Source organism: Candidatus Deferrimicrobiaceae bacterium (genome assembly GCA_036504035.1).
In the GTDB taxonomy this organism is placed as follows: Bacteria; Desulfobacterota; Deferrimicrobia; order Deferrimicrobiales; family Deferrimicrobiaceae; genus JANXPS01.
The window spans coordinates 61,553-73,495 of the sequence record DASXVV010000009.1; the positions used below are offsets into that span (position 1 = coordinate 61,553).

Genomic DNA, 11,943 nt, shown 5'->3' on the forward strand with positions numbered 1-11,943 from the left:
GCCCTCATTCCTCGGACTCTTCGGCGATGTCCTTGCGGGACTCGGCGATCACCTTCTCGGCGATAGCCGCGGGGACCTCTTCGTAATGGGTGACCCGCATCGTGAACTGCCCGCGACCCGACGTGATCGACCGTAGGTCGGACGAATAACGGAGCACCTCGGCCAGTGCCACCTGGCACTTGAGGATCTGGCTCTTGCCGATGGCGTCGACGCCGAGAACGCGCCCGCGGCGGCCGTTGAGGTCTCCGATGATGTCCCCGATGCTTTCCTCGGGCACGACGACCTCCATCTCGACGATGGGCTCGAGAAGCACCGGCTTGGCCTCGAGCGCCGCTTTCTTGAAGGCGAGCGACCCGGCAATTTTGAACGCCATTTCGGATGAGTCGACCGTGTGGTACGACCCGTCGAACACGGTTGCCTTGACGTCGATCATGGGGAAGCCGGCCAAAACGCCCCGGCTCATCCGTTCGACGATCCCCTTCTCGACGGCGGGGATGAAGTTGCGTGGAATGGACCCGCCGACGATCGCGTCGACGTATTCGAATCCCTTGCCCCGGTTCGGTTCGATCCGGATCCAGCAGTCGCCATACTGTCCGCGCCCGCCCGACTGCTTCTTGTGCTTGCCTTGCGACTCGGCCTTTCCCTTGATCGTCTCGAAATACGGGATCTTCGGGGTGCGCAGCTCGACCTCGACGCCGTACTGGCGCTTGAGCTTCTCGACGGCGACCTCGAGGTGGGTCTCGCCCATACCGGCCAGGATGAACTCGTTGGTCTGGGCATCCTTGCGGAAATTGAGCGTGGGGTCTTCCTCGATCATGCGCGTCAGGGAGGAGCCCAGCTTGTCCTCGTCGTTGCGTGTCTTGGGCCGGACGGCGAACGAGATGACCGGGTCGATACGGGCGGGTGGCTCGAAAAGGATCGGCGCCTTCGGATCGCACAGGGTGTCGCCGGTGGCCGTGTCCTTGAACTTTGCTACGGCGACGATCTCCCCCGCGGAAGCCGACCCGATCGCCTTCTGCTTCTTGCCTTCGAGCCGAAGGATCTGCCCGATGCGCTCCTGCACCCCCTTGCCGGGGTTGAGCGGCGACAGTTCGGGCGTCAACGTCCCGGAGTAGATTTTGAAGATCGACAGCTTTCCCGCGTAGGGGTCCGCCAGCGTCTTGAAGACCTGTGCGGAAAACGGAGCGGAATCAGAGATGGGCCTGGCCTCGTCGGCACCGGTTTTCGGATTCTTGCCATAGACCTCGCCGCGATAGGAGGGATCGGGCAGCGCGAAGTTCACGATGTCGAGCAGCAGGTGAATGCCGGCGCACCGGGGGGAGGCGCCGCACAGGACCGGGAGGAACTTCATGGCGCGAACCCCGGCCTGGAACCCCTTCCGGATCTCCTCCTCGCTCAGCTCGTTGCCTTCGAGGTATTTCTCGATCAGCTCGTCATCGGACTCGGCGGAAGCCTCGACCAGCTTTTCGCGACCTCGGGCGGCCTCGGACGACATTTCGGGCGGGATGTCGGTGATCGTGAATTCGCCGCTTTCGCCCTTGTAGACCATGGCCTTCATCCGGAGCAGGTCGATAACACCGGTAAAGCCGGCCTCCTTCCCGATGGGAAGCGCAACGGGAACGGCGTTGACCTTGAGGATACTGCCGATCTCTTCGACCGCCTTCTCGAAGTCGGCGCGTTCGCGATCCATCTTGGAGACGTAGGCGATCACCGGGACGTCGGACGCGCGTGCGAACGTCCACATTTTTTCGGTCTGGACCTCGACGCCCGCCACCGCGTTGACCACCAGGATGGCGCCGTCGAGCATGGTGAGGCAGGCGCGCGTGTCTGCTTCGAAATTGATGTAGCCGGGCGTGTCCGCCAGGACGACCTCGACCTTGTTCCAGTTATAGTGATGAAATGTCGTGCTGATGGTGATATTTCGCCGGATCTCCTCGGCGTCGTAATCGAAGTTGGAGCTTCCGTCGTCGACCTTGCCCATCCGGTCTGTCGCCTTCGCGCCGAAAAGAAGCGCCTCGGCCAGCGTCGTCTTGCCCGCGCCGCCATGAGCGATGATCCCGACATTTCTTAGCTGCTTGATGTCCACGTCCGTTTCTCCCTCCTGGAATTGGGGATGCGTTGCATAAGGCAGCAGGGCGCTTCAGACCGCGTTCTTTTCGTATATTATACGCAGTCCTTCAAGAGTCAAATTCTCATCGATGATCTGGATTCGCGTCGTTTCGCCCGAAAATACGCGGGCCAGTCCCCCGGTGGCGACGACGATCGGATCGACTTTCAGCTCTTTCTTCATGCGGTCGACGATCCCCTCTACGAGCGAGACGTACCCGAAGAAAAGCCCCGATTGCATCGCGGTCACGGTGTTCTTCCCGACGACCGCGGCCGGCTTGACCACTTCGATCCGGGGCAGCTTCGAAGCCTGGCGGAATAGCGCCTCGGCGGAGATGTTCACGCCCGGGGCGATCACGCCCCCCATGTAGTCGCCTGCCGCGGACACGTAATCGAACGTGGTCGCGGTGCCGAAATCGACGATGATGCAGTGGGTCTTGTATTTGACGTGTGCGGCCGCGGCGTTGACGATGCGGTCCGCGCCCACTTCCTTGGGATTGTCCATCTTGATCGAGACGCCCGTCTTGATCCCCGGTCCTACGACGACCGGTGTGATGCCGAAGTAGCTGGAGCACAGCTCCACGAAGATCGGCGTGATGGGCGGAACAACGGACGAAATGATGATCGCGGTGATCTCGCGAGAGGAAAAATGACTGGCCGCGTAGAGGTTGCGGATAAGGATTCCGTACTCGTCGCTCGTCTTCTCGCGGTTCGTGAAGATTCGCCAATGGTGGATCAGCGACTCGCCGTCGAAGACGCCGAGGACGGTATTGGTATTCCCGATATCGATGACGAGCAGCATGCGCGTTCGGTTACCCCTCGAATTCGATGATTTCGCCGCTGTATATTTTACCGATCGACGCGTCTCCATCCTTTCGGAACATCAGCACGCCTTCCTCGTCGACCCCGAGCGCCGTGCCCCATTCGGCATCGCCCCGCTGTCTCAGGAGCACCCGCTTCCCGTCGATCAGCGCCCGCCGGGTCCACTCGGGGCGAAGCGCCGCGAAACCGCCTGCCAAGAAGGTGTGGTAGGCCTCGGAAAGACGGGTTAGGAATTCAGCCAAAATGTCGACCCGGGCAAACGACCTGCCGGCCTGGATGCGGAGCGAAGTCGCCTTCCCGCGAATCTCTTCCGGGAAGTCCTTTTCCAGCCCGTTGACGTTGAGCCCGATCCCGACGGCCACATGCCGGAGCCGGTCGGGATCGGCCGCCATCTCGGCCAGGATGCCGGCGGCTTTCCTGCCGCCGATGTAGAGGTCGTTCGGCCACTTGAGGGCGCAGGCAAGGCCGGTCGTCTCCTCGACGGCTTGCGCCAGGGCGATTGCGGTCATCAGAGTCAGCTGCGGCGCGCGGTAAGGCTCGATCGGGGGCCGTAAGATCACCGTGAGATAGAGATTGATTCCGGGGGGCGATTCCCACTTGCGCCCGAGACGACCGCGCCCGCTGGTCTGCGCGTCGGCGCAAACGATCGTGGCGTGCGGAGCGCCCTTTTCGGCCAGCTCCATCGCGCGGGCATTGGTGCTGTCGGTCACCGGAAAATATTCGAATGCGGTCCAGATCGGCTTGCGGCCGAACCGCGCTTCCAGCGCCTCCGCATTGATCAGGTCCGGACGACGCAGGAGGCGGTACCCTTCCCCTCGCGTGCCTACGATTTCGTAACCCTTGGCGCGCAATGACTGCACCTGTTTCCAGACGGCCGCCCGAGTCGTGCCCAACCGGCGACTGATCTCTTCGCCCGAGATCGAGGCCCCTGGACATTCCTCGAGAATCTGAGAGAGCCTGCTGGCCATTCCGCTCCTGCGATATAAGATCTTTTTCCGGTAAACGCAAAACAGACGGTCCTATCATTTAGCCAGTCAAATAGTTGAAATGCAAGCGATACCTGACCTCGTCAACCGGATTCCGGGCAAAAGAAAGGGGCAACCGCCGGGAAGCGGTTGCCCCTTTGGGCAGCGAGAAAATTCGGATTATTTCCGTCGCTGTCGACGCCTCATCACGGCCAGACCGACAAGGCCCGTGGTGAGCAGCATCATGCTGGCGGGTTCGGGAACGAGAGTCCTCGGAGGCGACGAACCGTTTGCATCATGGGAGAACGGGGCGAAATTGTCGCGATCGATGTCGGTGACGACTCCTCTGCATTTAACTATTATTTCGTCATAGAGATCGAAATGGACGACGAGGTCGGGATTAAGCCCGGTAAGATCGACATCAAACGGGACATAGTACATCTTGCTATCTTTTGGGTTGTAGATCTGGGGACCGGAGCCGGTCGCATCTTGGGTATTGTAGAGCTTGGATAGGTCGGTCGTATCGAACTTGAACGGGGTCTCGCTGAACCAGGTCGGGAACACCCCGTGCGGCCCGAGATCGTGGGAGTCGAACGCCAGGTTCGACTCGAGAGGGGGTACGCCATAGAACATGTCCTTCGTCACGTTGATCGTCTTCCCGTTGATGGTGAAGAAGCCAAGGTCGTCCGATGCCATGCCCGGATTAGGAAGGATTGCCGCAGAGATGTAATAGTTCGAGTTGATATTGAGGCCGTACATGTAAGCATAGAGGTTGAACTTGGACGCGCCCGCAACGATGCTCTCCCCATCCGGGTTGGCGGCCGTGGTGTCCTTGACATAGTGCCCGCCTCCGATGTCGAGTTGCAACTTTGGACAGCCCATCGCCCCTGAGGCGGCAACGAGAAGCATGATCGATGCAGCGGCTGTGACCCAAAAACCCTTTCCGAAGTCGCGCATGTTGTCTCCTCGCCTGATTTAATAGAACGCGAATAAAGTAATCAGCAATATGCGAGCCAAAGGTGCATGGCAATCGGTAGCACTCGGATATGCATTATTATTCGCCAATTTGGCATGACGTCCCCCAGAGTTGCCGACGGAAGGGCAGCGATATAAATCACAGAGTGCACACTATAGGCAATTCCATTCCTAATAGTGGAATAATCCGAGGAGTCATTCCGCTCTATCGCGTAGCACCCCGGACCTGCATCTAGACGTTGGCTTTCCCGTGATACGTCCCGAACACCCCTCGCATCACATCGGAGATCTCGCCGAGCGTTCCGTAGGCGCGAACCGCTTCCAGGATCGGCGGCATCACGTTCGCCTTTCCCCGGCATGCCTTTTCGAGATCGCCCAGTGCGGCCTTGACCGCACCGTTGTCGCGTTTCTTCCGGAGATCGGCCAGCCGCTTGCGCTGGTCCTTCTCGATCTTGGGATCGACCTTGAGCAGCCCCGTGGGCGGGTTTTCCTTGACCGCGAAATCGTTGACGCCGACGATGACCTGCTCCTTCTGCTCGACCTGGAGCTGGTACCGATATGAGGCGTCCTGGATCTCCCGCTGGATGTAGCCGCCGTCGATGGCGCGAATGACGCCGCCCCGCTCGTCGATCTTGGCGATGTACGCTTCGGCTTCCCGCTCGATCGCGTCGGTCAGCGCCTCGATGCAGTAGGAGCCGGCGAGCGGATCGACCGTGTCGGCCACGCCGCTTTCGTGCGCGATGACCTGTTGGGTGCGCAGGGCGATCCGGACCGAGGCCTCGGTCGGGAGCGACAGCGCCTCGTCGCGCGAATTAGTGTGGAGCGACTGCGTCCCGCCGAGAACCGCCGAGAGCGCCTGGAGCGTGACGCGAACGATGTTGTTGTCTGGTTGCTGCGCCGTGAGCGTGCAACCGGCGGTCTGCGTATGGAAGCGGAGCATCCACGAGCGCGGGTCCTTCGCCTTGAAGCGCTCCTTCATGATCTTCGCCCAAAGGCGGCGCGCGGCGCGGAACTTTGCGACTTCCTCGAGCAGATTGTTGTGGGCGTTGAAGAAGAAGGCGAGCCGCGACGCGAACGAGTCGACGTCCATCCCCGCGTCGATCGCCGCCTGGACGTACGCGATGCCGTCGGCCAGCGTGAAGGCGACTTCCTGGACCGCGGTGGATCCCGCTTCCCTGATGTGATAGCCCGAGATGCTGATGGTGTTCCACTTGGGCACGCCGTTCTTGCAGTACGCAAAGATGTCGGTGATGACGCGCATCGACGGCTTGGGCGGGAAGATGTAGGTGCCGCGGGCGATGTACTCCTTGAGGATGTCGTTCTGGATCGTGCCGTTGAGCTTGCCCGCCGGGACGCCCTGCTTTTCTCCTACCGCGATGTACATCGCGAGCAGGATCGAGGCCGTCGAGTTGATGGTCATCGACGTGGAAACCTTGTCGAGCGGAATCTTGTCGAAGAGCACTTCCATGTCGGCCAGCGAGTCGATCGCGACGCCCACCTTGCCGACCTCGCCCGCCGCCATCGCGCAGTCGGAGTCGTAGCCCATCTGGGTGGGCAGGTCGAACGCCACCGAAAGCCCGGTCGTTCCCTGCCCCAGCAGGTAGCGATAACGCTCGTTGGACTCCTTGGCCGTGCCAAACCCGGCGTACTGCCGCATGGTCCAGAAACGCCCCCGGTACATCGTGGGCTGGACGCCGCGCGTAAAGGGATATTCTCCCGGGAAGCCGACCTTTTCCGCGTAGACGTCCGCCGCCAGGTGTTCAGGGTTGAACAGCGTGGGCAACTCGGTCCCGGAGCTGTTTTCGAACCGCTTGCGACGTTCGGGCGACCTGGCGATCGCCGGTTCGAGCACCTCCTTCTGCCACCGCTCGCGGGAAGCCACGGCGCCCGTCATCTTCCCCGCCTTGACCGCTTTTCCCGTTACCGTCGTTTTCGCCATGCGCGTCGATTCCTCCGTTTCCTGTTCATGTCGGGGAACCCGGGTTCCCCTTCTTAGGATTCCGATTGCAGCGTTCTTTCGCATCTCTTAGACTGTTGCCAGGATGTTCCCATTACCTTCGAGACAAGGAGCGCTTCCATGAAATGCCCCGTCTGCTCGAGCCGCGATTCGATCGACATCGGCCTGCATGTCGAAGGGTTCAGCGAAGAGATCATCCGGTGCAAGGTTTGCGGCACGACCTGGTCGATCAACCACGGCCTGACCAAGATCGTCGACGATCCCCAGGAAAAGTCGTTCCTCGAAGCGGAGTCCGAATGCGTCGACGGCGAGGACTACAGCAGCACGATCAAGAAGTGATCTCCCGCCGGCCGGCACGGCCGGCCCCATAATCGCGAGGGCTCCGCCCGGCATCGGACGGAGCCCTTTTTCGTTTCCCGAACGGATGCCGCCGACCGTCTAGAGGACCGCCTTCAGGTACTCGGCCGTCCGCTTCCTTCTTCCGCGCTCGACCTCTTCGGGGTCGACTTCGACGAACATCTCGTCGGGCGTGATCTTGAACAACGGCTGGCCCTTCTGCACGATGGTCCCGTCAGCGCCCTGCATCAGGATCTTGTCGATCGTCCCCGAGAACGGCGCGCGGATCGTGTTGAACATCTTCATGACCTCGACGATATAGAGCGGCTGCCCCTTGTCGAAGTGCATGTTTTCGGTCACGAAGGACGCCATGCCGGGCGCCTCCTGCCCGTAGTACATCCCGCCGCAGACGGCTACGATCTCGTCGGCTTTCGTCTGCGGCGGAGGAACCAGGATCTTCTTCATCCGCAGCTGAAGCTCGGGATCGGACAGGTAGTTCGGGATCGTGACCTCGAGGTTGTCCTCGACGCGGAAGTCCCAGAAGTTCGTCTTGTTGGCGAGAAGGAAAAGCATCCCGAGCAGCTCTATACCGGACTCGAACCCGAAGTGAGCCGAGCGGACCTGCTCCCACATCGCCGCATCGAGGCCGCCCTGCGGCTTGTCCTTCTGAAGCATCTCGTTCAGCTTGAAGTAGTCCTCGGTTCCGAGCCCGAGCTTCCCGCACAGGTCCGTGTAGAACCGGAGCGCATTCTGGAGCAGATCGTTGTCGTGCCCCCAGATGATCTCGGCCGCAGGGACATCGGGCTTCCAGGACATGTTGAGATAGGCGTAGGTCTCGTCGAGCACCAGCAGCGGGTTGCGGAGCCAGACGACCTTCGCGTCCTCGATCCGGAAATTTCCGCGGTTGACGCTCAGCCAGCCGGATAGCATGTGGGGATCCTCGAGCAACCGTTCGATCGGGCGGGTGATCAGCGTGCCCTTCCGGTCGAGCGCCTGCGACATCGCCTTTCCGATCGACGGGTCGTCGGGATAGTGCTCGGACATCCGCTTGGCATAATGTTTCTTCATCTGGAGGAATGCATAGACGGGGTCGATCTTGTTGGCCTCGTCCTTGATCATCCCGACCAGCGTCAGGTAGGGCACGACGAAGCGCGTCGTCGGCTTGGCCATCACGTTCTGGCCGATGAACCAGTTGACCAGCCCGTAGTGGAACGTGAGGTTGGTCGCAAGGTCGGTGCCGGTGATGTTCGTGGCGCACAGGACGCGGCTCATGTGCTGATAGCAGTCGAGCCGGTTTTCGCCCTTGGTCAGCAGCAGCGCGATGTTGGAGTCGTAGGCGCCCGCAACCTTGTAGCGCATGAACATGTTCGAGTCGGGATTGGGCAGGCAAATGCCCTGATCGTCCCGAATCTCGCCTTCGATCGGGTCGGACCAGAAGCGGATCATGCCACCGGCGTGCGGGGAGAGGGAGCTGTCGGTCGCGTTGAGGCGCGCCTCGACCGCCGCGTTGAAGCGGGGAACGCGCACGGGACGGGGGAGACGCTCCTTGTGGCGGGCAAGGAGCGCCATCGCTTCGACAAGCGACTCGACGATGAAGGAATCGTTCTTGTCCTTCGGGTTCGTGAACTTGAGCGAGTAGCACAGCTCGGTGACCCGGTGCTCGACCTGGATCCGGGTGTTCACTTCCATGAAATAGTAGCGGTCGCGGTCGACGATGCATTCGAACGTCGACGCGGAATCGAGGCCGACCGCCTGTCCGAACCGCTCGGCTTCGACCTCCATGCCCGCGAGCACCTTGAGATCGCTTTCGAGCGCCTTTGCCTCCCCCTTCCGGCCTTCGGCCTTCGCGCGCTCGATGGCCGTGACCAGGCCATCCTGGGAGACGGAGACCTCTAGCAGTTTCTGCTCGTGCATCTGGAGGGAGCAGTCACGGGCGCCCAGCGCGATGCACCATTCCCCATTCCCGACGAGCTGGATCTCGTTATGGCGCGTCTGCTCGATATTGAGCTCGATGAGGAGATTCTTGTTGTCGCCGATCCCGTTCGCCTTGACCTCGTTGAGCACTTCGCGGACCATCGCAGGCGCCTCGGCGGCCGCCTTTTCGATGTCTTTCTCGGTCGGCTTCTTGAGATCGAGCAGCGATCCTCCCAGAATGCGCTGCCCTTTCCCGCCGCCGCCGCCGATCGCCTTCAGGCGGAAGCGGCTCTGCGGATGCTTCCGGAAGAGCTCCGCGACCTCGGCCCGCACCTGCGCGCACAGCTCCTCGATGGAAAACAGGTCGATCCCCTTGGCGTAGGACGCCATGAGAATGTGATCGGCCAGCGTCTCGATCGGAAGTTTGGCGTCGGAAAGCACCTTCGGATCGACGTTGAGTCCCTCGGCCTCGACCAGCATGAGCAATGTCTTCCGAATGGGATGCTTCCGGACCAGCGTGCGTGCCGTGACGTTGTCGATGCCGGGCGTGACGCTGACGTTGACTGCGACCGCGGTGCGCTTGGCCTCGTCCTTCTTGCCCGCGCGCGCCTGGGTCGACGCGCAGGGACCGATAAAGCGCAGCCCCGCCTGCTCGACCGTGGCGACGAACTCCTCGTCCTCGGCCATGAAGCCGTAGCCCGCGAAGATGGATGCGTAGCCGTTGTCCTTCGCGATCGAGACGATCTGGTGCATCCGCTCGAGACGCTCTTCCTTGGTCGCCCCGGTGTAGTCGGGGACTCTGTGGACACGGCGCGAGTCGGTCAGCTGCCGCAACTCGGGCGCCAGCGCGTTGGGATAGACGATCGAGTCTTTCTCGGACAGGAGGATGCCGTAATGGGATATTCCCATCTCCTCGAAGACGTCCATCGCCTCCTTCCGGATCGGCCCCCGGCAAACGATGAGCGGGTTAAGATCTTCGCAGGAGAAGGAGCGGACCCACTCGGATGGGGACTGGCCAAGCCGCCGGCCCCGGTGGACCAGCGGATTGTTCTTATATAAATCGACGGTCTGGGTCATCGGTCATCGTCTCCAATCTCGTCCTTGGTTTTTCCGGGTCGGGGCGCTCAATGGAATTCGCGCTGGACGCCGCCCATCGGGGAAGGCTTGTAGTGCCGGAGCAGGAAGGCCATGTTCTCGCCAAGCACCCTCCGGAGGTTGGTCGGCATGACGATCGAGGAGATGGAGCCGAGCGCAAGCCCTTCCTTGGGGTTCATCAGCTCCTTTTCGTAGCGGAGGTTGAGTGCCCCCTCCTGCGCCTTCAGCCACTCGGCGGCTTCCCGCTCGGCTTCGATCTTCGCGTCGCCGACGTTGACTCCGGCGTCGGTCTTGGTCTTGATCCCTTGCGTGATGAGTTCGGTCACAGCCCCGCGGATCTTGCGGAGCTCGTCCTTGTAGACGAACTCCTTGCCGGCGGGCCCCATGACCGCGAGCCGCGTCGTGGGAAGCGCCAGGACGAGATCGGCGCCGGTGGGATAGTTGTTGTAGGAGGCATAGGCGCCGCCGTAGGCGTTGCGGAGGATCAGAAGGATCCGGGGGGTGCGAACGTCGACGATCGAGTCGAGCATCGACCGGCCCGCCTGGACGATGCCGCGCGATTCCTGCTCGCGGCCGGGAAGGAAACCGGTCGTGTCCTCCATGAAGATGATCGGGATGTTATAGATGTTGCAGAAGCGGACGAAGCGGGCGATCTTGACGGCGGAATCGCAATCGATTTGTCCCGAGGACACCGCGCTGTTGTTCGCGACGAAGCCGACGACGTGCCCACCGAGCCGGCCGAACGCCGTGACGACTTCCCTGGCGCGCTTGGGCTGGATCTCGAAGTAGTCGCCGTGGTCGCAGACCTGCTGGATGATGATCGAAACGTCGAAGGGCGTGTTGAACCCGGTCGGCGAGTTGAAGGCCTTCTTGAGGAGCGTGTTGATCTCCCACGTCTTGCGGGTGATCGGGTCGCTCGTGGTCTGGAACGGGGGGCTGGCGCTGTTGTTGTCGGGCACATATCCCAGCAACCGCACCGCGGTGCGGAGCGCCGTGACTTCGTCCTCGACGGTCAGGTCTGCGACGCCGGTGCGGCTGTGCACCTTGGGCCCGCCCAGCTCCTCGGGGGTGATGTCCTCGCCCAGGACCGACTTGACGACGCCGGGGCCGGTGAGACCGAAGAAGGTGTCGCTGGGCTGGATGACGAAGCTGCCCTGGCGCGGAAGATAGCTTCCGCCGCCCGCATTGAATCCGAACATGCACATGATGGTCGGGACGACGCCGCTGATCTTCCGAAGCGCCGTGAAGGCCTCCGCATAGCCGTCGAGGCCCCCGACGCCCGCGGGGACGAAAGCGCCCGCGCTGTCGTTCATCCCGATCAGGGGGATCCCCTTCTCGCCCGCCAGCTTGAAGATGTTGGCCAGCTTGGTCCCGTTGGTCGCGTCGATGGAACCGGCGCGGACGGTGAAGTCGTGGCCGTAGACCGCCACGTCGCGTCCGCCGATGTCGACGACGGCGGTTACGAGCGAAGCCCCGTCGAGGTTCTTCCCCCAGTTCTGGTAAAGGACATTGGGTTCCTTGTCGGTCAGGACGCGGAGGCGCTCCCAGACGGTCATGCGCTTCTTGAAGTGCTGCTTCTCGACCTGGTCGATGCTGACCGACCGGACCGGGCGACGGATCAGGTCGTGCCCTTCCTTCATCGCCTCTTCGTAGCCGCCGGTTTTGCGCGAGATCTCGCCGGGAATATTGAATTCGACTTTCTCGATCGGGTCGAACGGATTGGTCAGCAAGGGCTTGGTGGCTTTCATGAAACTCTCCGTCATCCATCGGGGT

General features: G+C 61.9%; 8 protein-coding genes. 1 reads left to right on the top strand and 7 read right to left on the bottom strand.

All coding sequences use genetic code 11. The features are described 5' to 3' along the window. Positions 1 to 4 precede the first annotated feature (4 nt). From fusA to VGK27_06125, 5 genes are all read right to left on the bottom strand, one after another. Positions 5 to 2,086: an elongation factor G gene (fusA, locus tag VGK27_06105; GenBank protein HEY3489676.1), complete on the bottom strand. Its 2,082-nt coding sequence runs from the start codon at positions 2,084 to 2,086 to the stop codon at positions 5 to 7. Positions 2,087 to 2,140: 54 nt separating this feature from the next. Then, the gene (locus VGK27_06110) at positions 2,141 to 2,908 is read right to left on the bottom strand and encodes a type III pantothenate kinase (protein HEY3489677.1); all 768 of its coding nucleotides are present in this window, start codon (positions 2,906 to 2,908) and stop codon (positions 2,141 to 2,143) included. 10 nt (positions 2,909 to 2,918) lie between these two features. Then, entirely contained in the window at positions 2,919 to 3,896 is a 978-nt protein-coding gene (locus tag VGK27_06115) for a biotin--[acetyl-CoA-carboxylase] ligase (GenBank protein ID HEY3489678.1), read from the bottom strand. Positions 3,897 to 4,073: 177 nt separating this feature from the next. Beyond that, the gene (locus VGK27_06120) at positions 4,074 to 4,850 is read right to left on the bottom strand and encodes a choice-of-anchor N protein (protein HEY3489679.1); all 777 of its coding nucleotides are present in this window, start codon (positions 4,848 to 4,850) and stop codon (positions 4,074 to 4,076) included. A 250-nt stretch (positions 4,851 to 5,100) separates the two neighbouring features. Beyond that, a complete protein-coding gene (locus VGK27_06125) occupies positions 5,101 to 6,807 on the bottom strand; it encodes a methylmalonyl-CoA mutase family protein (GenBank protein HEY3489680.1) in 1,707 nt (568 codons plus the stop codon). Positions 6,808 to 6,945: 138 nt separating this feature from the next. Between VGK27_06125 and VGK27_06130 the strand changes: the two genes are divergently transcribed. Then, positions 6,946 to 7,164 carry a hypothetical protein gene (locus tag VGK27_06130; protein HEY3489681.1) on the top strand — a complete coding sequence of 73 codons (219 nt, stop codon included), beginning with the start codon at positions 6,946 to 6,948 and terminating at the stop codon, positions 7,162 to 7,164. Between the two features lie 99 nt (positions 7,165 to 7,263). On the opposite strand, the gene VGK27_06135 is transcribed toward VGK27_06130, so the two are convergent. Together VGK27_06135 and VGK27_06140 are read right to left on the bottom strand one after the other, a co-directional pair. After that, on the bottom strand, positions 7,264 to 10,152 hold the full coding sequence (locus VGK27_06135) for a biotin carboxylase N-terminal domain-containing protein (protein ID HEY3489682.1): 2,889 nt from the start codon (positions 10,150 to 10,152) through the stop codon (positions 7,264 to 7,266). A 47-nt stretch (positions 10,153 to 10,199) separates the two neighbouring features. Then, positions 10,200 to 11,918, bottom strand: coding sequence for a carboxyl transferase domain-containing protein (locus VGK27_06140; protein ID HEY3489683.1), 1,719 nt, complete (start codon positions 11,916 to 11,918; stop codon positions 10,200 to 10,202). Positions 11,919 to 11,943: the final 25 nt, after the last annotated feature.

Coding starts and splice junctions, on each gene's coding strand:
- VGK27_06110 (HEY3489677.1), bottom strand. CDS start 2,908: ATGCTGCTCGTCATCGATATCGGGAATACCAATACCGTCCTCGGCGTC.
- VGK27_06115 (HEY3489678.1), bottom strand. CDS start 3,896: ATGGCCAGCAGGCTCTCTCAGATTCTCGAGGAATGTCCAGGGGCCTCG.
- VGK27_06120 (HEY3489679.1), bottom strand. CDS start 4,850: ATGCGCGACTTCGGAAAGGGTTTTTGGGTCACAGCCGCTGCATCGATC.
- VGK27_06125 (HEY3489680.1), bottom strand. CDS start 6,807: ATGGCGAAAACGACGGTAACGGGAAAAGCGGTCAAGGCGGGGAAGATG.
- VGK27_06130 (HEY3489681.1), top strand. CDS start 6,946: ATGAAATGCCCCGTCTGCTCGAGCCGCGATTCGATCGACATCGGCCTG.
- VGK27_06135 (HEY3489682.1), bottom strand. CDS start 10,152: ATGACCCAGACCGTCGATTTATATAAGAACAATCCGCTGGTCCACCGG.
- VGK27_06140 (HEY3489683.1), bottom strand. CDS start 11,918: ATGAAAGCCACCAAGCCCTTGCTGACCAATCCGTTCGACCCGATCGAG.